A 21,882-nucleotide genomic window follows, 5' to 3' on the forward strand; every position below is an offset into this window, starting at 1 on the left:
GAATTCGGGGAGGACGGCGGTGTAGTCGGACACGTCGTATCCGCCGTCGCGCAGGGGCGATTTGAAGAAGGGCGGCAGCCAGAGGCAGTCGACTCCGAGCCATTGCAGGTAGTCGAGTTTGGCGGTGATGCCCTTGAGGTCGCCGACGCCGTCGCCGTTGCTGTCCTGGAAGGAGCGGACGAGGACCTCGTAGAAGACGGCGCGCTTGAACCACTCGGGGTCGCGGTCCTTGGCGGGGGTGTCCTCGAAGGTGTCCGGGACAGGGGAGTTGACGGTCATGGCGGTCTGGAGCCTCCGATCGGCGGTGATGCGGGTCACCGGACGTGGAACACGTGGGCGGGCGTCCGGCCCGGCTCCAGGCGCACGTAGTTCGTTCTGCTCCAGGCGTAGGTCTCGCCCGTCAGTTCGTCGCGCACGGACAGGGTTGCGCCGTCGTCCAGGCCGAGTTGCGGCATGTCCAACGACACCGTGGCCTCCTGGGTGTGGTGGGGGTCGAGGTTGACGACCACCAGAACCGTGTTCGAACCCGTCCGCTTGCTGTACGCGATGACGGAGGGGTTGTCCGTGCCGTGGAAGCGGAGATTGCGCAGCCGGTGCAGGGCCGGGTTGGCCCGCCGGATCTCGTTGAGCCGGGTGATCAGCGGGGCCAGGCTGCGGCCCTCGCGCTCGGCCGCTTCCCAGTCACGGGGTTTGAGCTGGTACTTCTCGGAGTCCAGGTACTCCTCGCCGCCCTCCCGCAGGGGCGTGTTCTCACACAGCTCGTAGCCGCTGTACAGGCCCCAGGTGGGGGAGAGGGTCGCTGCCAGGACGGCCCGGACCTCGAACGCGGGCCGGCCGCCGTGCTGCAGATAGGCGTGCAGGATGTCCGGGGTGTTGGCGAAGAAGTTGGGCCGCATGTACGAGGCGGCCTCCCCCGACAGCTCGGTGAGGTAATCGGTGAGCTCTTCCTTGGTGTTGCGCCAGGTGAAGTAGGTGTAGGACTGCTGGAAGCCGATCTGGGCGAGGGTGTGCATCATCGCGGGGCGGGTGAAGGCCTCGGCGAGGAAGATCACGTCGGGGTCGGTGCGGTTGATGTCCGCGATGACCCGCTCCCAGAACACGATCGGCTTGGTGTGCGGGTTGTCCACCCGGAAGATCCGCACCCCGTACGACATCCAGTGCCGCAGCACCCGCAGGGTCTCGGCGACCAGACCCTTCATGTCCGAGTCGAACGCGAGGGGATAGATGTCCTGGTACTTCTTCGGCGGGTTCTCCGCGTACGCGATCGTCCCGTCCGGGCGGTGGTGGAACCACTCGGAGTGCTTGTGCACCCAGGGGTGGTCGGGGGAGCACTGCAGGGCGAAATCGAGGGCGATCTCCAGCCCCAGTCCGCGCGCCCGCTCCACGAACCAGGCGAAGTCCTCCAGCGTGCCCAGGTCCGGGTGGACGGCGTCGTGGCCGCCCTCCGGGGAGCCGATCGCCCACGGCACGCCCACGTCGTCCGGCCCGGGGTCGAGGGTGTTGTTGCGGCCCTTGCGGAACGTCGTGCCGATCGGGTGGATCGGGGGGAGGTAGACGACGTCGAAGCCCATCTTCGCGATGGCCGGCAGCCGCCGCGCGGCGGTGCGGAACGTCCCGTGCGGGCGCTCGGGGGTCCCCTCGGACCGCGGGAAGAACTCGTACCAGGACCCGTACAGGGCACGCTCCCGCTCGACCAGGGGTCGAGGGTGTTGTTGCGGCCCTTGCGGAACGTCGTGCCGATCGGGTGGATCGGGGGGAGGTAGACGACGTCGAAGCCCATCTTCGCGATGGCCGGCAGCCGCCGCGCGGCGGTGCGGAACGTCCCGTGCGGGCGCTCGGGGGTCCCCTCGGACCGCGGGAAGAACTCGTACCAGGACCCGTACAGGGCACGCTCCCGCTCGACCAGCAGCGGCAGCGGCTCGGAGGCCGTGACCAGCTCGCGCAGCGGCCGCCGGTCGAGCAGCGCGGTCACCTCCGGCGTCAGCGCCGCGGCGTACCGTTCGGCCACCGGGGCCGAGTCGTCGAGCAGTTTCTTCGCCGCTTCCCGCAGCAGGGTGCGCTCCGGGCCGCGCGGGGCCCGGGCGGCCGCCCGTTCGTGGAGCCGGCCGCCTTCCTCCAGCACCAGGCCGACGTCGATGCCCGCCGGGATCTTCACGTCGGCGTGCCGGCGCCAGGTGGCGATGGGGTCGCTCCAGGCCTCCACGGTGTAGGTCCAGCGGCCCATGGCGTCCAGCGTCACATCGGCGCCCCAGCGGTCCGTGCCGGGGGCGAGCTCGCGCATCGGCGTCCAGGGCCCGCGGTCGCCGTCCGGGTTCTTGAGGACCACGTTGGCGCCGATGGCGTCGTGGCCTTCGCGAAACACCGTCGCGGAGATCCGCACCGTCTCCCCGGTCACGGCTTTCGCCGGCCGCCGGCCGCACTCCACGCGCGGTTCGACGTCCCGGACCGGGATCCGGCCGATCGCCCTGGTGGACTTCACCTTTGCACCTCCGCTAGCTGAAATTGGCTTCCTTCGCCCGGAGTTGGGCGACCGACCCGCGCTGGCGCGGGGTGCTACGTCTCCGCGGGCAGGCGGGGAAGGGACGACGTCACCGAGAGCCGGGTGACGCCGCTCCTGCGGCCCGCCCCCCTGCGCTCCCGCAGGCGGCCGTCGGCACCGGCCCGCAGATACTGCTCGGCGGCGTCCGCGGCCTCCCGTGCGCAGCGCTTGCCCATCAGCACGCACAGGGTGTAGCCGCAGTCCTCGAACGCGGCCCGTGCCGAGCGGTCGCCGGGATGCGCGAGCATGGCCCGCTCCCAGGCCCGGTAACCCCGCAGGGTTCTGGCGACTTCGGTCTTCGCTGGTTGCAGCATCGCGCTGTTCACCTTTCGGGAGTTCACGAGGTACGCCGCTCGAGACGAGCGGGTCGGCCCTTTCCGCAGAGGTGCGAAAACGTCCAACCTCCCGAGGCCTTCACTTATGGTGCACGGCGCATCACCCAACGTCCTGTTGGATCTTGGTTGTGGTGCGCTCGTGTTGCACGAATGGCGTAGCAGCCCCACTGTGGTTGTGACTCTGAAGCGATTACCGCTCACGCTTCGTGTCGGGGACCCCGGCCCGTCGGGCCGAGGAGGAGTGTGAGCCTCGCCGGTGAGGAGCGAACGACGATGAAGACCGCAGTCCCCTGCTACTACCACCTCGACGTGGACGTCAGTCCGGATCGGGTCGGACAGGTCAGGCGCATCCTGGCCGCCCACCTGACGTACTGGGACCTCGAGACGCTCGTCGAGCCCGTCTGTCGCGGGGCCGAGATGCTGCTGAAGGCCATCGACGAACACGCGCAGGACAAGCACACCTCGATCGAGATGTGGTGGAACGGCCAGCATCTGATCACCGCGATCGGCGGCGACGACCGTCAGCTGCGCCCCGACCTCGACCTGCGCGCCTGCCTGGAGCGCATCGCCGCCATGAGCGACGGCTGGGGCTGCTGCGCCACCGGCGCCGGCAGCATGGTCATCTGGTTCTCCCAGCGGGCCCGCGCCGGCGAGCGCGTGCCCCGTGTGCCGACCGGGCCGTCCCCCAGCCTGCGGGAGGGGCTTCAGGTGCCTCGCGCCCTCATCATGGCCGACGTGGCCGCCCCGGCGGACGAGGAGCGCGTCCTGGAGGCCGCCCGGTGAGCTCGCGCCCCAGCCGTACGCGCCGGAGCGCAGGGGTGCCCGCCTGGAGCGGGCGCCCCTACCCGCTGGGCGCCGACTTCGACGGACAGGGAACCAACTTCGCGCTGTTCAGCGAGGTCGCCGAACGTGTCGAACTCGTCCTCGTGGACGACGACCGAACCGCCCGGACCGTCCCGCTGACCGAGGTCGACGGCTTCGTCTGGCACGCCTACCTGCCCGGGATCGGCCCCGGGCAGCGCTACGGGTTCCGCGTGCACGGACCGTGGAACCCGTCCTCCGGCGACCGGTGCAATCCCGCGAAACTGCTCCTGGACCCCTACGCACGGGCGGTCGACGGCCAGATCGACAACCACGCCGCCCTCTTCGAACGGGCCGGCGACCGGCCCGACCCGGCGGACAGCGCGGAACACACCCTGCTCGGGGTGGTCACCGACCCGGCCTTCGACTGGGGCGACGACCAGCCGCTGCGCCGCCCCTACGCCGACACGGTCATCTACGAAACCCATGTGCGGGGCCTGACCCGCGCCCACCCCGACGTCCCGCCCGACCTGCGCGGCACCTACGCCGGACTCGCCCATGCCGCGGTGACCGGACACCTCACCTCGCTGGGCGTGACGGCGGTTGAGCTGATGCCCGTGCACCAGTACGTGCAGGACGGCGTCCTCACCGACCGGGGCCTCTCCAACTACTGGGGCTACAACACCATCGGCTTCTTCGCCCCGCACAACGCCTATGCCGCCCGCGGCACCCGCGGTGAACAGGTGAGCGAGTTCAAGGCCATGGTCAAGGCGCTGCACGCGGCCGGCCTCGAAGTGATCCTCGACGTCGTCTACAACCACACCGCCGAGGGCAACGAGAAGGGCCCGACCCTCTCCTTCCGCGGCATCGACAACGCCTCCTACTACCGGCTCGTGGACGGCGACTGGGCGCACTACTACGACACCACCGGCACCGGCAACAGCCTGCTGATGCGCCACCCCCACGTGCTGCAGCTGATCATGGACTCGCTGCGATACTGGGTGACCGAGATGCACGTCGACGGCTTCCGCTTCGACCTCGCCGCCACCCTGGCCCGGCAGTTCCACGAAGTGGACCGGCTGTCCGCGTTCTTCGACCTCATCCAGCAGGACCCGGTGATCAGCCGCGTCAAACTGATCGCGGAGCCCTGGGACGTCGGCGAGGGCGGCTACCAGGTCGGCAACTTCCCGCCGCTGTGGTCCGAGTGGAACGGCCGCTACCGCGACGCCGTGCGCGACTTCTGGCGCGCGGAACCCGGCTCGCTCGGCGAGTTCGCCTCCCGGCTGACCGGCTCCTCCGACCTGTACGCGCACAGCAGGCGCCGCCCGCGCGCCAGCGTCAACTTCGTCACCGCGCACGACGGTTTCACCCTGCGCGACCTCGTGTCGTACAACGACAAGCACAACGAGGCCAACGGGGAGGACAACCAGGACGGCGAGAGCGACAACCGGTCGTGGAACTGCGGGGCCGAGGGCCCCACCGAGCGCCCCGCGGTCCTCGCGCTGCGGGCCCGGCAGCAGCGCAATCTGCTCGCGACCCTGCTGTTGTCGCAGGGCATCCCGATGCTGTCGCACGGCGACGAGCTCGGCCGCACCCAGCTCGGCAACAACAACGCCTACTGCCAGGACAACGAAGTGTCGTGGATCGACTGGCGGTTGACCGACGAGCAGCAGGCCCTGACCGGATTCTGCCGCAGACTTGTGGCGCTGCGCGCCGCTCATCCCGTGCTGCGCCGCCGCCGCTTCTTCCGGGGCGAGACCGTCACCAGCGCCGGGCAGCCGCTGCCCGACCTGGTCTGGCTGCGGCCCGACGCGGGCGAGATGAGGGCCCGCGACTGGCAGCGCGCCGACGCGCACAGCGTCGGCGTCTTCCTCAACGGCGACGCCATCGCCGAACCGGATCCCCGCGGCCGGCCCGTCGTCGACGACTCGTTCCTGCTGCTGTTCAACGGTTTCTGGGAGCCGGTCGTCTTCCGGCTGCCCGACGCGCGCCACGGCGAGCGCTGGACCGTTCGCGTCGACACCATGGAGCCCGACGGCGGCCCCGACGAGAGCGAGTACAAGGCGGGCGCGGAGGTGACCCTGGAGGCCCGGAGCCTGCTGGTGCTCTCGCGGCCCCCGCTCGGTCCGCGGTGAGGCGGGCGGCGCTCAGCGCTGCCGGTGCGAGGTCACCGTGAACTGGGCGCCGTCAGGGTCCCGCAGCACCGCCTCCCGGGCGGTCTCCACGAGCACGCTGCCGCCGTGCTTCTCCGCCGCCCTGGCGCACGCGGTCACGTCCGCCACGGCGAAGTGGACCTGCCAGTGCGGCCGGATCGTGGGGTCGGGCGCCGCCTCGAGCGCGCCCGACTCGATCCGGGCCACCACATCGCCCCTGCTGCGCAGTACGACCTCGCCGGCCTCGTAGTGGACCTCGCAGCAGCCGGGGCGGTCGGTCGCCCAGTCGAGGATCTCGCCGTAGAAGATGGCCGAGTCGAAGGCGTCGCGGGTGTGCAGCCTGACGAACGCGGGCGCCGCCTGCCGCCAGGCCTCCCAGTTGCCGATCAGCTCGCCCTCCCAGATGCCGAAGGTCGCGCCGTCGCGGTCGGCCAGCAGGGCCGCCCGGCCCGGCGGCAGCGAGATGGGCCCCACGGCCACCGTCCCGCCTCGCTCCCGGGCCCGGGACGCCGCCTCGTCCGCACTGGGCACCGCGAAGTACGGCGTCCAGGCGACCGCCATCTGCCACATCGAGGCGACGGCGGCGATCCCCGCGACCGGCACGCCGCCCACCAGGGCCGTGCGGAAGTGGTCGCCGAGCGTGCCCCGAAGCCACTTCCAGCCCAGCACCGCCTGATAGAAGTCCTGGGTGGCCTCCAGATCGCGGCTGGTCAGGCTCACCCAGCAGGGAGCGCCGAAGACGGAGTGCGTGGAGACCGTGCCCCGGGCGCCGGGGGCGGATGTCGAATGATGGTTCATGGCACTCGCGTTCCTGGTCTGTCGGCGGCGGGCGGGGGAGAGGGACTGCCACCAGTGTCCGGCCGCACCGGGCCCGGCCGCCTGCCGAGGACCCGGGTGGTTCGATGGAGGGGCGGCACGAGTACCGCGCAGGAGCACAGCCGAAACGGCCCGGATCGACCGGGCCGTTCGGGTGACGGACTCCGTGGGGGTCCCGGGCGGCGGGTGTCAGTCGGCTCCGGCCCCGGTCTCGGCGGTGATCTCCTCCCGCAGCCGGGCGAAGCAGCCGCTCAGCAGCCGGGAGACGTGCATCTGCGAGATGCCCAGCTGCTCGGCGATCCGGCTCTGCGTCATGCCCGCGAAGAACCGCAGATACAGGATGGTCCGCTCGCGCTCCGGCAGGGCCCGCAGACACGGTGTCACGGCCACCCGGTCGATGACGGTGTCGTAGCCGGGGTCGGGATGGCCGAGGGCGTCCTCGAGCGCGTAGCCGTCCGTGCCGGGCAGCTCGGCCTCCAGCGACAGAGCGGTGAAGCACTCCAGCGCCTCCGCGCCGGTACGCACCTCTTCCTCGGTGAGCTGCGCGTACGCGGCTATCTCGGCGATGGTCGGCGCCCGGCCCGGAGTCGTCTGGGCCAGCTCCTTCGCCGCGTGCCGCACCCGGTTGCGCAGGTCCTGGACCCGGCGCGGCACGTGCAGCGTCCACATGTGGTCGCGGAAATGCCGCTTGATCTCACCGGTGATCGTCGGCACCGCGTACGCCTCGAAGGCGCGGCCGCGGTCGGGGTCATAGTGGTCGACGGCCTTGACGAGCCCCAGCGCGGCCACCTGGTAGAGGTCCTCGAGGGCCTCGCCGCGCCCGCGGAAGCGGACGGCGATCCGCTCGGCCATGGGCAGCCACAGCCGGACCAGCTCGTCCTTGAGGGCCTGGCGCTCGGGACCTGCGGGGAGCCCGGCGAGACGCGTGAAGGACTCGGTCGTGTCCGGGGCGTCGTCATGGGGGTGCTGTTTCGTTCGGACGGTGGTACGCATCACGCGCGCCTCCCTCAGGAGGGTTGCCGATGAACGGGGGGAACACCGTGGGAAACGCACACTCGGACGGATTGGGCACCCGGGGCGGGCCGATCGGCAGGTCCCACGGACGTGCCTCCTGTCCGAAGCACTTCCCTGCAGATGCCCGCGGATGGGTGTCTCAAAACAGTTTTACCCGATTTGTCTTCTATCGCTGTTCTCGTCGCTCTCCGTACCTTCTTGACCCTTCCTTGGATCGGTTACCTCTGACACAGAGGTAACGTCGTCGGTGTGGACGGTGCGGAGCAGGAGACCTTCCCCGAAGAGCTCGCCGACGCCCTTGTCGGCGTCCAGAGGCTGCTCAGGCGGCGGTTGCGAGCCGGTCTGACCGAGCCACGGCTGCGCGGGGCCGAGGTCGAGCTGCTGCGCCTGGTCGAGGGGCGGCCCGGCGTCGGCGTCTCGGACGCGGCCAAGGAGCTGTGCCTCGCGGGCAACTCCGTGTCGACCCTGGTCAACCGGCTGGTCAAGGACGGGTTCCTGGTCCGCGAGACCGACCCGGCCGACCGGCGCGCCGCACGTCTGCTGCTCACCGAGCGGGCCGAGGCCCGGCTGCACGCCTGGCGGGAGCGGCGCGCCGCGCTGGTCGCGCGGCAGGTCGCCCGCCTGGACGCCGCCGACCGCCGGGCCCTGCGCGCGGCGCTCCCGGCCCTGCGCGCGCTCGCCGTCACCCTGCACGAGGAGGCCGAGAGGTCATGACGACCGACAGTGGCGCGCACGCCGTCGTGTGCAGCCGGCTCGCCCACGCCTTCGGCGACACGAAGGCCGTCGACGGGCTCGACCTGACCGTCAGGGAAGGCGAGGTCTTCGGCCTCCTCGGACCCAACGGAGCGGGCAAGACCACCGCCATCCGGTGCATCACCACCCTGCTGCGGGTTCCCTCCGGCATGGTGCGCGTCTTCGGCCATGACGCCGCCGGGGACCGCATGGCCGTCCGAAGACTGCTCGGTTACGTCCCGCAGCAGCTGTCCGCCGACTCGGGGCTCACCGGCCGCGAGAACGTCTCCCTGTTCGCCCGCGTCTTCGACGTGCCCCGGCGCGAGCGCGCCGAACGCGTCGCCCAGGCCCTGGGCGCCGTCGGCCTCACCGACGCCGCCGACCGGCTGGCCGGCACCTACTCCGGCGGCATGGTCCGCCGCCTCGAACTCGCCCAGGCACTGGTCAGCGCGCCCCGGCTGCTCATCCTCGACGAGCCGACCATCGGCCTCGACCCGATCGCCCGAACGGGTGTCTGGGAGCACATCACCGCCGTGCGCGAGGCCACCGGCATGACCGTCCTGGTGACCACGCACTCCATGGACGAGGCCGACCGGTACTGCGACCGGGTCGGACTGATGCACCGCGGCCGCATCCGCGCGCTCGGCGCCCCGGTGGAGCTCCGCGAGGGCCTGGGCGAGCGCCGGCGCGCCGAGGGCGCACCCGCCACGGACCCGCTGCCCAGCCTGGAGGACGTCTTCCGGGACGTCGCCGGCAGCGGCCTCGACGAGCAGGCAGGAGATTTCCGCGATGTCCGAAGCACCCGCCGCACCGCTCGGCGCGTCGGCTGACCGCGTCCCCGCCCAGAGCATCGACCTGCTGCTGCGGCCGCCCCTCCCGCGCGCGGGCCGGCGGGTGCTGCCGGCCCGGGTGGCCGCCCTGTGCGCCGTCGAGCTGCAGAAGCTGCGCCATGACCGCACCGAGCTGTACACCCGTGCCGTCCAGCCCGCACTGTGGCTGCTGATCTTCGGTCAGACCTTCACCCGGATCAAGGCGATCCCCACCGACGGCATCCCCTACCTCGACTATCTCGCTCCGGGGATCATCGCCCAGTCCGCGATGTTCATCGCCATCTTCTACGGCATCCAGATCATCTGGGAGCGGGACGCCGGCGTGCTCGACAAGCTGCTCGTCACGCCGACTCCGCGCTCCGCGCTCATCACCGGCAAGGCGTTCGCGGCCGGGGTGAAATCGGTGATCCAGGCGGTCGTCGTGGTCGTCATCGCCGCGCTGCTCGGCGTCTCCCTGACCTGGAACCCGCTCAGGCTGCTCGGGGTCGCCGCCGTCGTCGTCCTCGGCTCGGCCTTCTTCTCCTGCCTCTCGATGACCATCGCGGGCATCGTCCTCAGCCGGGACCGCCTGATGGGCATCGGCCAGGCGATCACCATGCCGCTGTTCTTCGGCTCCAACGCCCTCTACCCGGTCGCCGTCATGCCCGGCTGGCTCCAGGCCGTGAGCAAGGCCAACCCGCTCAGCTACGAGGTGGACGCCCTGCGCGGGCTGCTCCTCGGCACGCCCGCGCATCTCGCGCTCGACTTCGGGGTGCTCGCCGTGGCCGCCGCGCTCGGTGTCACCGCGGCCTCCTCGCTCCTGGGCCGACTGGCCCGTTGACGCGGCCCGGGGACGTGATGTGCGGCACGCCCGGCCGATCCCTGGGGAGGTCCGTCGGCCGATTGTGCCTGCGCACGGCTTGATCAGCGATCAAAGGGGGCGAATTCCCTGGCCACAGCGCATTCTGCTCATTTGACAGTGCGATCGGCGCACGGATAGGAAGCAGCCGGTAGAAGTCGAGAGGTGGACTGTGTACGAGCCGAACGTGGTCGGGGACTGGCTGGAGTACGACGAGTACGCCGGTCTACGGGTCCGCGTCCACCGACTGGAACAGAGCGAGCCGCCGCGGGGGCGTGACGACGCCGCGGAGGGGCTGGCCTACTTCTGTCTGCGGGTGACCGTGGAGAACCGGGGCGCCCTGCACTCCACGATCCACCTGGAGGACGGCCAGATCGACGTGCGGCTCGGGCCGGACGGCGAGAGCGCGTTCATCGACTGGCGCAACTCGCAGTTCATCGAGGGCTTTGACGTGTATCCGCTGCGCCGGGCGACCGCCGTGCTGTACGCGGCGGGGCCCGAGGCGTCCCTCGGCCAGGTGGACGTCCAGATCCAGCTGCGCGTCGACGACGACTGGGCCGACCGCCGGCTGTGGACGGGCGGCATCGGACTGCACGAGGGCTCCGGCGCCGCCCAGGCCGGCGCGGGACGCGACAGCCTGTCCCTCCAGGTGAGCAACTTCCTGCGCGACCAGGCCGAAGAGGGCACCGCCTGAGTGATGCGGCGCCCTGCGGGTCGCGGCGGACGGGTCAGTGCGGGATGCCGTCGATGATCTCGCGTGCGCCCTGCCGCAGCAGCGCCACCGCCACCGAGGTGCCTAGCGTCGCCGGGTCGAGGCGGCCCGCCCACTCGTGGGCGTTGAGCCGGGTCTTGCCGTCCGGGGTGAACACGCAGGCGCGGAGGGACAGTTCGCCGCTGCGGTCCATGCGCGCGAAGCCCGCGATCGGGCTGTTGCAGTGGCCCTGGAGCACATGCAGGAACATGCGTTCCGCCGTGGCCTCCCGGTGCGTGGCCGGATCGCCGAGCCCGCTGACCACGTCGATGAGGTCGGCGTCGCCCTCGCGGCACTGCAGGGCGAGGATGCCCGCCCCGATCGGCGGCATCATCGTCTCCGGCGACAGCACCTCGGTGATCACGTCCCGCCGGTCGATCCGCTCCAGGCCGGACACCGCGAGCAGCAGTGCGTCCGCCTCGCCGGCCGCGAGCTTCTCCAGCCGCCGGTTGGCGTTCCCTCGGAACGGCACGCACCGCAGGTGGGGGTGGGTGGCGGCGAGTTGGGCGATCCGGCGGACCGAGGAGGTGCCGATGCGCGTCCCGGCAGGCAGTTCGTCCAGGGCGCGGCCGCCCGGGTGGATCAGTGCGTCACGGATGTCGTCGCGCCGCAGGAACGCCGCGAACACCGTGCCTGCGGGCAGCGGCCGGTCGGCGGGGATGTCCTTGACGCAGTGCACCGCGAGGTCGGCCACGCCGGCCAGCAGCGCCGCGTCGACCTCCTTGGTGAACGCGCCCTTGCCCTCGACCAGGGACAGATCCCCCATCCACTTGTCGCCGGTCGTTTTCACGGGGACCACCTCGGTGCGCACACCGGGATGCAGGGCGGCCAACTCCGTGCGCACCCGCTCCACTTGGGCCAGAGCCATGGGCGAGTCGCGGGAGACGATGCGGATGAGTTCCGGAACGGACATGCGGGACACGATAGACCCTCGTGACCCGCGGCCCGCACCGCTCACGGGTTTCGGTCACCGTTGCACGGCTCAGGTGTCGACCCGCAGACTGAAGCGCCGTTTGTCCGCCCCGAGCGCGCCGCGCCGGGCGTAGAAGCGGATGGCGCCCTCGTTCCAGACCGGGGTCTGCCACTGGACCTCGGCGAGCCCCAGACTGCGGGCCCGGTCCGCCACCGCGTCCATCAGCAGCGCGCCCAGACCCTGCCCGCGATGGTCCGGGGCGAGGAAAAGGCAGTCCATATGCAGATACTCACGGCCCTCCCAGGTGGAGAGCGCGGGAGAGCAGGTGGCGTAGCCGACGATCTCGCCCTCGGGCAGTTCGGCGACCAGACACCCGAGGAGCGGTGCCGGCACGTCGAAGAGGAGCACGGCCAGGCGCTCGGCGAGGTCGGGCACGGGCGGCTCGGCGCGCTCGAACTGCGCGTGCTGCGCGGCCAGTTCCGCGACACGCGGCAGATCGGACCGCTCGGCGTGCCGCACCCGGGCGGCGCTCACCGGACCTCGCTCCCGGCCCGGACGCAGACCGGCGCCTTCTCCGTCGTCACGGGCGGGAGTTCTCGAAGAAGATCCATCCAGTCATCATGCCCCGCGGACGGCCCCGGACGCCGGTTCCGGGGCCGAACTCTGCCGCGGGGCCCACGCGTCAGGCCCTTCACACGCCTACGCGTCGGGGTCGAAGGAGATCCCGGAGGGCTTCGCCGACGACAGGTTCCCGGCGAAGGAGGCGTCCTTCAGGCCGAAGTTGGCGCTTCCGAAGTCGTACCCGCTCAACTTGTCCCGCAGGCCTGCCGGGTAGCCGTTCCAGCCGACCAGCGGCGGGTACTGCCAGGTGTGCTTGGCGTTCTCCGGCGGCTCGTCGTTGGAGTTGGCGATCCGGAAGCAGTGCGTGCGGATGCCGTCCTTGTGGTAGACGGCCTTGGCGTGGGTGCCCTCGAAGCGCACCGTCGACGCGGCGTGCACGGTGAACGAGCCGTGGTTGGACGTGGAGACGTACTGGACCTGGTTGTTCTGCACCCAGACCACGACGTGCTCCCAGTCGTTGCGGTGGCCGCCGATGCCGCTGCCCGCCACCGCCTGGTCCTTCTCGAAGTACAGGCTGTACATGTACGCGCACCAGCCGTTGTTGCACTTGTAGCGCGAGTAACTGTTGGTGTTGTCCAGGTCGGAGGCGTCGTGACAGTCGCCGTTCAGCGCACCGGTCGGCTTCAGGCCGCCGTTGATCGTTCCGTCGGGGCCGATGGCGGGCGTGGAGTAGCACCCGTCCGTGTCGTAGTCGAACGCGGGCTGGTACGTCAGCTCCGCGGCCTCGGCGTTCTGCGGAAGCGCCCGGGGAGGGGCGGCGAAGGCGACCGAGGGGACGGCGACGACCAGCGCGGCGGCGCCGGTGAGACCGGTGAGCCATCTCCTGCGGTGGGCCTTGAACCTGGCTGAGGACACGGGGAGTTCTCCTCGGGATGCGGGCGCAGCCGAACGGCTGTGGGGGAAGAGGGAGTTCAGCTTCCACGCTTTTCACTTCCGCGCCAAGGGGCCGCAGGCGTATCGGTGATGAAGGGCAGCCCAATAGTCGGCGGCCCCGCGCCGTCTCAGACGGAAGTGTCCGGAAGGTCGGCCGCCGACTCCTCGGGCGTCAGGTCCGCTCGCAGCCGCAGCCAGGACGGCTGGCGCAGCAGCCCCGCCCGGGTGCGGGTGCTGTAGCGCACCTCGCCGACCAGCCGTGGCGTCACCCAGCGCGCGCCCGGCGACCGCGGGACGGCGTCGAAGGGACACTTCTCGGACGCGTCGGCCCGCAGCAGCGCCGCGAGTTCGCCGCGTTCGGCCTCGCTCCAGCCGGTGCCCACGCTGCCGACGTAGCGCAGTCCCGTCGTGGCGCGCTGCCCGACGAGGACGGCGCCGGGCAGCCCGGTCAGCCGCCCCTTGCCGGGCAGCCAACCGCCGACCAGGACGTCCGCCACCCGCATGTTGCGGATCTTGATCCAGGCCCGCGAGCGCACGCCGGGCTCGTACACCGAGTCCAGCCGCTTGCACACGAGCCCCTCCAGTCCGTGCGCGCGGGTCGCCTCCAGGGCCTCCCGGCCGTGCCCCACCAGAGCGCTCGGGGTCGACCAGAACGGTCCCTCCAGCGCGAGCGCCTCCAGCCGGGTCCTGCGCCGGGTGTAGGGCAGGGTCAGGAGAGAGCGTCCGGCGAGGTGCATCACGTCGAACAGGACGAGGTGCACGGGAGCCGTGGCGGCCAGTCGGGCGGCCCTGCCCGGGGCCTGGACCAGGCCCATGCGCGACTGCAGCAGCTGGAAGTCCGCCCGGCCCTGCCGGTCCAGCGCGAGCACCTCTCCGTCCAGCACCGCAGGGGTGCCGCCCAGCGCTCCGCCGAGCGGCCGCAGCTCCGGGTAGGCGGCGGTGATGTCCTCCCCCGAACGGGCCCGCAGCGTGACGGTCCCGTCCCCGGCGAGATACACCACGGCACGCTGCCCGTCCTGCTTGGTCTCGTACGCCCAGCGCGCGTCCTGGCCCACGGGCGGCAGGGAGCCGGGGGTGGCGAGCATGGGCGCGACGAGGGGGAGGGGCATGGGTGAGTTGTCGACACGGGGACGCCTCGCCACGCGCACGGCGCGATCGTTTCCCCTGAACGGTGCACCGGGCCCTGTCCCGGGGGCCTCCAGGGGGCCCGTGGGGTGTGTGCGGTGGACCCCGGCAGGCGGTGCGAGCCTGCCGGGGCCCGGCCGGCGAGCCGGGGGCCCGGCGGCATACCGCTCAGTATGGGCCGCCGTACGCCATCCGGGTACCGGTCGAGCGCCGCTCGTCCGCTGCCGTGGGCCGTGGGCCGTGGGCCGTGGGCCGTCGGCCGGGTCCGGGGCGCGGACGCCGTGAGCGGGCAGCCGGCGTGTCCCGCCCGGCCTCGGAGGGCCCGGGGCGGCTCGTCATGCTCCTCCACCGCATGGCGGACGGCCTCCCCGCCCACGCCGTCGAGGACGGGAGCGAGCGGGTGGGCGTCGGTGACGAAGCGGTCAGGCCGTCGGCGAAGCCCGGCAGGAGACGGGCACGGCGCATGCGCTCCTCGGCCCTCTCGGACGTGGAGCAGGCACCGAGCAGCTTGAACGTCGTCGCCGTCCTGCTCGTCGATGCGGACCGTCTCCCCGTCGAGGTGCACGGCCGCCCCGTCCCGCTCTCCTCGGCCTCGTCGTGCTGCGCGACGCGCCACAGCAGCCGGACGATCACCGACGCAGACCATCCGGTGCCGGCAACCTCGGCCCCGACAGGGCGCGTTGGGGGGCGCGGCCGTCCCGGCACCCCGCCGGACGGCCCGCTCCTACCCTCCAGTAGTGTCGGGCGCCAGTCATCTGAGGAGGAACCGTGCCCCGGTCCGAACGCTCACCCCTGCTGCTGGCGGGCCTGCTGGCCGCCGCGGGCGCGGCCCACTTCACCGTGCCGCGCCCGTTCGACGCGATCGTCCCGCGCGCACTGCCCGGCTCGCCCAGGAACTGGACGTACGCCAGCGGCGTCGCCGAACTGGTGCTCGCCGCGGGAGTGGCCCTGCCCCGGACCCGCAGGACGGCCGCCCTGGCCAGCGCCGCGCTCTTCGTCGGCGTCTTCCCCGCGAACGTCAAGATGGCGTGGGACTGGCGCCACCGCCCCGCCCCGCTCAGGGCCGCCGCCATCGGCCGCCTCCCCCTGCAGGCGCCCCTCGTCCTGTGGGCCCGCAGCGTCGCCGCGGGCGCCGGCGCCGCCCGGACGACGGAGGGACGGGCATGACCAAGGCGCTGGAGGTCGGCGACCTCGTGGACGACTTCGCGCTGCCGGATGAGACGGGCGCCGTCCGTACGCTGACGAGCCTGCTCGCCGACGGGCCGGTGGTCCTCTTCTTCTACCCCGCCGCCCTCACCCCGGGCTGCACCGCGGAGGCCTGCCACTTCCGTGACCTGGCCGCGGAGTTCGCCGCCGTGGGCGCCCAGCCCGTCGGCGTGAGCGGAGACTCCGTCGACCGCCAGCAGGAGTTCGCCGGCCGGCACACGCTCGGCATGCCGCTGCTGTCCGACGAGGACGGTTCGGTGCGGGAACGGTTCGGGGTGAAGCGCGGATTCTCCCTGGCGCCCACCAAGCGGGTCACCTACGTCATCGGGCGCGACCGCACGGTCCTGGAGGTGGTGCGCAGCGAGCTGCGCATGAACACCCACGCCGACCGTGCCCTGGACGTGCTGCGCGCCCAGCGTCCCTGAGGGGCGCAGGCGGCCGGAGCGGGCCGTGGAGCCCCCGGCCGTCGGGCCCCGCGTCCCGACCGGACCGGCGCGGTTGATGCACCGGGCTCGAGGGACCATTCTGGACGACATGGAGCAAGTCGTCGCTGCGGCCGTCATCGATGCGCACGGCATCGTGACGGGCTGGAGCGAGGGTGCCCGCCTGCTGACCGGCCATCCGGCCGAGGAGGCCGTGGGCCGGACGGCGGCCGACCTGCTCGCCGAGGAGCTGCCGCCCCGCGCGGACGGCGACTGGACCGGCCCCGTCGTCGTGCGCCATCGCGACGGGCGTCCCGTCACGCTCGTCGTGTCGGCCTGCCCGGTGCTCGGCCGCGACGGCCGGCGCACCGGGTACACGCTCAGCGCCCAGCGGCCCGCCGCCACCGAGCCGACCCTGGCCGGACGGGCCTTCGAGCAGGCCTCCATGTCGATGTCCGTGTTCGACCCCCAGCAGCGCTATCTGCGGTTGAACGAGGTCGCCTGCAAGGTGATGGGCGTCCCGGAGGACGTCCTGCTCGGCCGCCACTTCCCCGACACCGTCGCCGACGTCGAGCCGCACCGGGGATTCGACTGGCACCTGCGTCAGGTCGCCGAGACCGGCCGCCCGATCCGCTACGAGAGCTTCACCAGCGCTCCCTCCCTCAACCGCGAGCACGCCTGGACCACCGAGATGTGGCCCGTGCGGGATGCCTCCGGGGAGGTCGCCGGGGTCGCCCTGGCCGCGTTCGACAGCACCGAGCAGTACCTGGCCCGCCAGCGGCTGACCCTGTTGAACGAGGCCGCGGCCTCCATCGGGACCACCCTCGACGTCGTGCGCACCACCGAGGAGGTCGTCGAGCTCCTCGTCCCGCGGTTCGCCGACTTCGTCAGCGTCGACCTCCTGGACTGGGTGCTGGGCGCCGACGAGCCGCCACCCGTCCCGTCCGGCGAGGTGGTGTTGCGCCGGGTCGCCCACGGCTCCGCCCAGGAGGGCACTCCCGAGGCGGCCGTCCGCCTCGGCGAGACCGACGTCCACCCGCCGTTCAGTCCGCCCGCCCGCGCCCTGCGGGAGGGGCGTGCGATCCGCATCCAGGCAGGCGAGCCCGACTTCGTGAGCTGGCTCGCCGAACGCAACGCGCGCGCTCCCGAGGGCCGCCCCTTCCGCACCGGCGTCCACTCGGTGATCTCGGTGCCCCTGAAGGCACGCGGCATCACCCTGGGCGTCCTGGTCGGCGTCCGTATCGCCCACTTCGACGACTACGAGGCCGACGACGCCGTCTTCGCCGAGGAACTCGCCAGCCGGGCCGCCGTCTGCATCGACAACGCCCGCCGTTTCGCCCGCGAACGCACCACCGCCCTCGCCCTGCAGAGCAGCCTGCTGCCGCGCGGCCTGTCCGGACAGGCCGCCGTCGAGGTGGCGCACCGCTATCTGCCCAGCGGCTCCACGGCGGGGATCGGCGGCGACTGGTTCGACGTCATCCCGCTGTCCGGGAGCCGGGTCGCCCTCGTCGTCGGCGACGTCGTCGGACACGGCATCCCCTCCTCGGCGACCATGGGGCGCCTGTGCATGGCCGTGCGCACCCTCGCCGACGTGGACCTGCCGCCGGACGAACTGCTCACCCACCTGGACGACCTCGTCACCCACCTGGCGGCCTACGACGAGGGCGGGGAGGACGTCGCCGAACTCGGCGCCACCTGCCTCTACGCCGTCTACGACCCCGTCAGCCGCAGGCTGACCGCCGCCGCCGCGGGCCATCCCGCGCCGGCCCTGGTACGGCCCGACGGCACCGTGCAACTGATCGGCATGACCCCCGGGCCCCCGCTCGGCGTCGGGGGACTGCCCTTCGAGGCCGTCGAGCTGGAACTGCCCGAGGAGTCCGTCCTCGCCCTCTTCACGGACGGCCTGATCGAGGACCGCGACCGCGACGTCGACCGTGCCGTCGGCGAGCTGTGCAACGCCCTCACCGCGCCCGCGGCCTCTCTCGACGCCCTCTGCGACAGCGTCCTCAAGGCGGTTCTGCCGGAGGATCCGGGCGACGACGTCGCGCTCCTGCTCGCACGCACCCGCGCCCTGGGCGCGGACCGGGTCGCCACCTGGGACGTCGCCCCCGACCCGGCCCAGGTGGCAGCCGCCCGGCAGGCCGCCACCGAGCAGCTCGCGGCGTGGGGCATGGAGGAGGCGGCGTTCGTGACCGAACTCGTCGTCAGCGAGCTCGTCACCAACGCCATCCGCTACGGCGCACCGCCCATCCGGCTGCGCCTGATCCGCGACCGCAGCCTCATCTGCGAGGTCTCCGACGGCAGCTCCACCTCCCCCCATCTGCGCCGCGCCCATGCCTTCGACGAGGGCGGGCGCGGCCTGCTGCTGGTCGCGCAGCTCACCCAGCGCTGGGGGAGCAGGCAGACGGGCCGAGGAAAGACGATCTGGGCGGAGCAGTCGCTCGAGTTCGAGTGATCACTCGAAAGGGCAGCATCGTCGCGGCTCGCGGTCGGACGTCGTCACGATTTCCCGGCGGGTGGTGCGGGTGGTGCGGGTGGTGCGGGCGAGGGGCCGACCGGGCGGCCCCCCCCGGCGGGCGACGCGGGGCGGGGAGTGCCGCCGACCGTGCCACCCGGCCTCACCGGCTCCTCCGTGCCGCGGGCGCATCCGGTGACCGTCCCGCCAGGCGCCGACCGCGCACGGGAGAGCACCGTCCGCCCGCCGACCTGCGGCCCGCCGGTGCGGGCGGCCGGGGGAGGCGATGCGGGCGGATCGGCACCCCTCGCAGCGCTCAGAACTCCTCGTGCACCTCGGGGTCGCCGCCCAGGCGCCGATGCGTCCGGTGCGCGATCGCCGCCATCTGCGCGGGGCCGAGTTCAAAGCCGAAGACGTCGAGGTTGGCGCGCTGCCGTAGCGGACTGGAGGACTTCGGGATGGGGACCGCGCCCAGTTGCAGATGCCAGCGCAGCACGACCTGGCCGGGGGTCACGCCCTGCGCCTCCGCGACCGACACGACGGCCGGGTCCGCCAGGATCGCCGAGCCGCGCCCCAGCGGACTCCAGCTCTCCGTGCGGACGCCCTTGGCCTCGTGGAAGGCGCGCAGCTCCTCCTGAGGGAAGAGCGGGTGCAGCTCGATCTGGTTGACGGACGGCAGAACGCCGGTCTCCTTCTCCAGCCGGTCGAGGTGTTCGGCGGTGAAGTTGGAGACGCCGATCGACCGGACCAGGCCGTCCTCGCGGAGCTTGATCATGGCCCGCCACGAGTCCACGAACCTGCCGACGCGGGGGAGCGGCCAGTGGATCAGGTAGAGGTCCACGTAGTCGACGCCGAGCCGCCGACGGGACTCCTCGAAGGAGGCGAGGGTCTCCTCGTAGCCATGATGGCGGCCGGGCAGCTTCGTGGTCAGCACGATCTCCTCGCGCGGCACCCCGGCCCGGGCCACGCCCCGGCCGACCCCGGTCTCGTTGCGGTAGTTGGTCGCCGTGTCGACGAGCCGGAAGCCCAGGCCGATCGCCCCGGCCACCGCCTCCTCCGCCTCCGCGTCGTCCATCGGCCAGGTGCCCAGGCCCAGAGCGGGGAGCTTCGTGCCGTCGTTCAGAGAGTGCTGCGGGATGTCGATCACGATGGAGCCTTCCCTCGACGGTGTCGTCCTCCCAGCCTCGGGGAAGAGCGGGGGATGGACCAAACGGGAGGCCCGGGCGGGGGCGGGAGACAGGGAGCGCGGTGTCGCCAGGCCGACGATGCGCTGTCACGATCTTCCTGTCGCCGTGACCCACGACCACGACGAGTCGTCGTGACCCACGACCACGACGAGTGAAGACGAGTCGAAGACGAGCGGAGAGCGCATGACGACGGACAGCCGACCGGCAGGCCTCGACGACGCTGCGGCCGACGAGGCCGCGCGGGCGGCCGGAGTGCGGGTGCAGCCGGTCGCCGGGCACATCGGGGCGGAGATCGACGGCGTCGACCTGGCCGCCGGCCTCGACGACGCCCAGGTCGCCGCGATCAGAGCCGCCCTGTGGCGCTGGAAGGTGGTGTTCTTCCGGGACCAGCGCCTCGATCACGCCGGACATGTGGCGTTCGCTCGGCGGTTCGGCGACCCCGTCGTCCTGCACAGCCGCGGCGGCGCCTCGCCGCCGGACTTCCCCGAGATCGAGACGACGGCCGACCGGCTCGAACTGGGCGGGAAGTTCGGCATGGAGCACGAGGAGTGGCTGCGCCGACGCCGTCACACCCTGCTGCGCGGCTGGCACTGCGACCACGGCGCCCGCATCGACCCGCCGGCCGCGACGATCCTGCGGGCCGAGACCGTTCCGCCCTACGGCGGGGACACGACCTGGTCCAACCTGGCCGCCGCCTGTGCCGGACTCTCCGCACCGGTGAGGGAGTTCGTGTCGGGGCTGCGCGCCGAGCACCGCCTCGGCGTGGGCTACCAGCCCCGGCCCGGGGAGGACGCCTACGTCCGCCACCTGCTCGACCGTCAGGTCGCCTCGGTGCATCCCCTGGTGCGCGTCCACCCCGAGACGGGCGAGCACGTGCTGTACGTCAACGGCTACTACGTCGAGCAGATCACCGATCTCTCACGGGCGGAGAGCCGCGCGATCCTGGACATGCTGCTCGACGAGGCGACCCGCGCCGAGTACACGGTCCGCTTCCGCTGGGAGCCCGGCAGCGTGGCCTTCTGGGACAACCGCGCCACCATCCATCTCGCGCCGAGCGACAACGCCCACCTGGGCTTCCCGCGCACCATGCACCGGGTGATGCTCGCCGGCGAGGTCCCCGTCGGGGCGGACGGCAGGCCGTCCGAGGCGGTGACGGGAACCGAGCCGGGCCGCTGGTGAGGAACCTCAGACCTGCGCGCCGGGCCGCCACCCCAGCGCCGGGCCGAGTTCCGTCGCCATGTCGGTGAGGATCTGCACGTAGTCCTCGCGCTCGAAGGTGAACGGCAGGGCGAAGGCCACCTCGTCGATCTCGCGGAACGCGACGTGGGCGTGCAGGCGTTCGGCGATCTCGGCCGAGGAGCCCACCAGGTCCGGGGCGAAGAGCAGACGGGCGGGGCCCTGCGGAGAGGAGGTGCGGGGGAGGCGCTCGGCCGCGAACTGCGCGTACCGTGCGCGTTGTTCGGGCGAGGCGGAGTCGGTGGGGATGACCACGAGGCCCTGGGAGACGCGCGCCGAGTCCCCGTCGGGGTGGGCGGCCCGGAAGGCGTGCACATGGGAGCGCTGGATCTCGGCGAAGTCCCTGGTGTCGTCCGGCCCTTCGGCCTTGACGACGCTGCTGGTGAGGAAGTTCATGCCGTGTTCCCCGGCCCAGCGCGCCGAACTCAGGCTGCCGCCGCCGTACCACATCCGGCGGCCCAGGCCGGGGGAGTGCGGCTGGACCCGGTCGGAGAAGACCTCGAAGCCCTCGACCCCGCTGAAGTCGGTGGCGGACTCGCCCCGCACGAGGTCCAGCAGCCGGCGCACCCGTTCGTAACCGAAGTCCTCGGCGTCGGCCGTGTCCGGGTACAGGGCCTCCTTCACCTGGTCGTAGTGCATCGGCGGGCCGACGCTCACGCCCGGGTTGAGGCGGCCCGCCGACAGGACGTCGACCGTCGCCAGGTCCTCCGCGAGGCGCAGCGGGTTCTCCCAGCCGAGCGGGATCACGGCGGTGCCGAGCTCGATGCGGCGGGTGCGCTGCGAGGCCGCCGCCAGGACGGCGACAGGGGAGGAGATGCCGTACTGCAGGTGCCGGTGGCGCACCCAGGCGCTGTCGAAGCCGAGCCGCTCGCCCAGCTCGATGATCTCCAGCGTGCTCTCGTGGCCCGGTCCCGGGTCGTCGCCGTCGAACAGTCCGATGGTGAGGAAGCCCAGCTTGCGCAGGGGGCGTGAGGTCGGGGGCACAGCTCCTCCGTCGTTCTCGGCGTGCACGCTCGTGCGGTGGTCCTGGCCGTA

Annotated in this window: 21 protein-coding genes; 10 read left to right on the plus strand and 11 right to left on the minus strand. The window is 72.4% G+C overall.

Features of this window, described 5'->3' with window-relative positions:
• The 3 genes from BG482_RS18820 to BG482_RS18830 all read right to left on the minus strand — a co-directional run.
• On the minus strand, positions 1–279 hold a 279-nt coding region (locus BG482_RS18820; protein ID WP_256096405.1), incomplete at its 3' end, for an alpha-amylase family glycosyl hydrolase.
• A 35-nt stretch (positions 280–314) separates the two neighbouring features.
• Positions 315–2,420: an alpha-1,4-glucan--maltose-1-phosphate maltosyltransferase gene (locus tag BG482_RS45265; RefSeq protein WP_370745827.1), complete on the minus strand. Its 2,106-nt coding sequence runs from the start codon at positions 2,418–2,420 to the stop codon at positions 315–317.
• Positions 2,421–2,553: 133 nt separating this feature from the next.
• Complete coding sequence (locus tag BG482_RS18830) at positions 2,554–2,853, minus strand: DUF5133 domain-containing protein (RefSeq protein WP_069770234.1); 300 nt, start codon at positions 2,851–2,853, stop codon at positions 2,554–2,556.
• A gap of 294 nt (positions 2,854–3,147) precedes the next feature.
• Here BG482_RS18830 and BG482_RS18835 point away from each other — a divergent pair, with 294 nt between their 5' ends.
• The gene (locus tag BG482_RS18835; protein ID WP_069770235.1) at positions 3,148–3,657 is read left to right on the plus strand and encodes a pep a2; all 510 of its coding nucleotides are present in this window, start codon (positions 3,148–3,150) and stop codon (positions 3,655–3,657) included.
• A gap of 35 nt (positions 3,658–3,692) precedes the next feature.
• Positions 3,693–5,810, plus strand: a complete 2,118-nt coding sequence (gene glgX / locus BG482_RS18840; RefSeq protein ID WP_069770236.1) for a glycogen debranching protein GlgX — start codon at positions 3,693–3,695, stop codon at positions 5,808–5,810.
• A 12-nt stretch (positions 5,811–5,822) separates the two neighbouring features.
• Here the strand turns inward: glgX and BG482_RS18845 are convergent, their stop codons facing one another.
• On the minus strand, positions 5,823–6,626 hold the full coding sequence (locus BG482_RS18845) for a VOC family protein (protein ID WP_069770237.1): 804 nt from the start codon (positions 6,624–6,626) through the stop codon (positions 5,823–5,825).
• Between the two features lie 207 nt (positions 6,627–6,833).
• Positions 6,834–7,637, minus strand: a complete 804-nt coding sequence (locus BG482_RS18850) for a SigB/SigF/SigG family RNA polymerase sigma factor (protein WP_069770238.1) — start codon at positions 7,635–7,637, stop codon at positions 6,834–6,836.
• 270 nt (positions 7,638–7,907) lie between these two features.
• Here BG482_RS18850 and BG482_RS18855 point away from each other — a divergent pair, with 270 nt between their 5' ends.
• From BG482_RS18855 to BG482_RS18870, 4 genes are all read left to right on the plus strand, one after another.
• Positions 7,908–8,372, plus strand: coding sequence for a MarR family winged helix-turn-helix transcriptional regulator (locus BG482_RS18855; protein ID WP_069770239.1), 465 nt, complete (start codon positions 7,908–7,910; stop codon positions 8,370–8,372).
• Positions 8,369–9,220 (plus strand): ABC transporter ATP-binding protein, encoded by an 852-nt coding sequence (locus tag BG482_RS18860; protein ID WP_069770240.1) that lies wholly within the window; start codon positions 8,369–8,371, stop codon positions 9,218–9,220. The genes BG482_RS18855 and BG482_RS18860 overlap by 4 nt, the downstream gene beginning before the upstream one ends.
• Entirely contained in the window at positions 9,180–10,040 is an 861-nt protein-coding gene (locus tag BG482_RS18865) for an ABC transporter permease (RefSeq protein ID WP_069770241.1), read from the plus strand. Before BG482_RS18860 ends, BG482_RS18865 begins: the two co-directional genes overlap by 41 nt.
• A 190-nt stretch (positions 10,041–10,230) precedes the next feature.
• A complete protein-coding gene (locus BG482_RS18870) occupies positions 10,231–10,752 on the plus strand; it encodes a hypothetical protein (protein WP_069770242.1) in 522 nt (173 codons plus the stop codon).
• A 34-nt stretch (positions 10,753–10,786) separates the two neighbouring features.
• On the opposite strand, the gene hemC is transcribed toward BG482_RS18870, so the two are convergent.
• The 4 genes from hemC to ligD all read right to left on the minus strand — a co-directional run bounded on the left by hemC (position 10,787) and on the right by ligD (position 14,325).
• The gene (gene hemC / locus BG482_RS18875) at positions 10,787–11,722 is read right to left on the minus strand and encodes a hydroxymethylbilane synthase (RefSeq protein ID WP_069770341.1); all 936 of its coding nucleotides are present in this window, start codon (positions 11,720–11,722) and stop codon (positions 10,787–10,789) included.
• 69 nt (positions 11,723–11,791) lie between these two features.
• Positions 11,792–12,256, minus strand: coding sequence for a GNAT family N-acetyltransferase (locus BG482_RS18880; RefSeq protein WP_069770243.1), 465 nt, complete (start codon positions 12,254–12,256; stop codon positions 11,792–11,794).
• A gap of 165 nt (positions 12,257–12,421) precedes the next feature.
• The gene (locus tag BG482_RS18885) at positions 12,422–13,198 is read right to left on the minus strand and encodes an NPP1 family protein (RefSeq protein ID WP_069770244.1); all 777 of its coding nucleotides are present in this window, start codon (positions 13,196–13,198) and stop codon (positions 12,422–12,424) included.
• A gap of 146 nt (positions 13,199–13,344) precedes the next feature.
• The gene (gene ligD / locus BG482_RS18890; protein WP_069770245.1) at positions 13,345–14,325 is read right to left on the minus strand and encodes a non-homologous end-joining DNA ligase; all 981 of its coding nucleotides are present in this window, start codon (positions 14,323–14,325) and stop codon (positions 13,345–13,347) included.
• A 784-nt stretch (positions 14,326–15,109) separates the two neighbouring features.
• Here ligD and BG482_RS18900 point away from each other — a divergent pair.
• The 3 genes from BG482_RS18900 to BG482_RS18910 all read left to right on the plus strand — a co-directional run bounded on the left by BG482_RS18900 (position 15,110) and on the right by BG482_RS18910 (position 18,424).
• Entirely contained in the window at positions 15,110–15,508 is a 399-nt protein-coding gene (locus BG482_RS18900; RefSeq protein ID WP_069770247.1) for a hypothetical protein, read from the plus strand.
• A complete protein-coding gene (locus BG482_RS18905; protein ID WP_069770248.1) occupies positions 15,505–15,972 on the plus strand; it encodes a peroxiredoxin in 468 nt (155 codons plus the stop codon). Before BG482_RS18900 ends, BG482_RS18905 begins: the two co-directional genes overlap by 4 nt.
• Before the next feature lie 109 nt (positions 15,973–16,081).
• The gene (locus BG482_RS18910) at positions 16,082–18,424 is read left to right on the plus strand and encodes a SpoIIE family protein phosphatase (RefSeq protein ID WP_069770249.1); all 2,343 of its coding nucleotides are present in this window, start codon (positions 16,082–16,084) and stop codon (positions 18,422–18,424) included.
• A 316-nt stretch (positions 18,425–18,740) separates the two neighbouring features.
• On the opposite strand, the gene BG482_RS18915 is transcribed toward BG482_RS18910, so the two are convergent.
• A complete protein-coding gene (locus BG482_RS18915; RefSeq protein WP_069770250.1) occupies positions 18,741–19,571 on the minus strand; it encodes an aldo/keto reductase in 831 nt (276 codons plus the stop codon).
• 223 nt (positions 19,572–19,794) lie between these two features.
• On the opposite strand from BG482_RS18915, the gene BG482_RS18920 reads away from it, so the two are divergent.
• Complete coding sequence (locus BG482_RS18920; RefSeq protein ID WP_069770251.1) at positions 19,795–20,790, plus strand: TauD/TfdA family dioxygenase; 996 nt, start codon at positions 19,795–19,797, stop codon at positions 20,788–20,790.
• A gap of 6 nt (positions 20,791–20,796) precedes the next feature.
• On the opposite strand, the gene BG482_RS18925 is transcribed toward BG482_RS18920, so the two are convergent.
• Positions 20,797–21,831, minus strand: a complete 1,035-nt coding sequence (locus BG482_RS18925) for an LLM class flavin-dependent oxidoreductase (protein ID WP_069770342.1) — start codon at positions 21,829–21,831, stop codon at positions 20,797–20,799.
• Between the last annotated feature and the right edge of the window lie 51 nt (positions 21,832–21,882).

This window comes from Streptomyces sp. LUP30 (genome assembly GCF_001746365.1).
Classification (GTDB): Bacteria; Actinomycetota; Actinomycetes; order Streptomycetales; family Streptomycetaceae; genus Streptomyces.

Coding starts and splice junctions, on each gene's coding strand:
- BG482_RS18845 (WP_069770237.1), bottom strand. CDS start 6,626: ATGAACCATCATTCGACATCCGCCCCCGGCGCCCGGGGCACGGTCTCC.
- ligD (WP_069770245.1), bottom strand. CDS start 14,325: ATGCCCCTCCCCCTCGTCGCGCCCATGCTCGCCACCCCCGGCTCCCTG.
- BG482_RS18865 (WP_069770241.1), top strand. CDS start 9,180: ATGTCCGAAGCACCCGCCGCACCGCTCGGCGCGTCGGCTGACCGCGTC.
- BG482_RS18830 (WP_069770234.1), bottom strand. CDS start 2,853: ATGCTGCAACCAGCGAAGACCGAAGTCGCCAGAACCCTGCGGGGTTAC.
- BG482_RS18910 (WP_069770249.1), top strand. CDS start 16,082: ATGGAGCAAGTCGTCGCTGCGGCCGTCATCGATGCGCACGGCATCGTG.
- hemC (WP_069770341.1), bottom strand. CDS start 11,722: ATGTCCGTTCCGGAACTCATCCGCATCGTCTCCCGCGACTCGCCCATG.
- BG482_RS18905 (WP_069770248.1), top strand. CDS start 15,505: ATGACCAAGGCGCTGGAGGTCGGCGACCTCGTGGACGACTTCGCGCTG.
- BG482_RS18920 (WP_069770251.1), top strand. CDS start 19,795: ATGACGACGGACAGCCGACCGGCAGGCCTCGACGACGCTGCGGCCGAC.
- BG482_RS18835 (WP_069770235.1), top strand. CDS start 3,148: ATGAAGACCGCAGTCCCCTGCTACTACCACCTCGACGTGGACGTCAGT.
- BG482_RS18850 (WP_069770238.1), bottom strand. CDS start 7,637: ATGCGTACCACCGTCCGAACGAAACAGCACCCCCATGACGACGCCCCG.
- BG482_RS18860 (WP_069770240.1), top strand. CDS start 8,369: ATGACGACCGACAGTGGCGCGCACGCCGTCGTGTGCAGCCGGCTCGCC.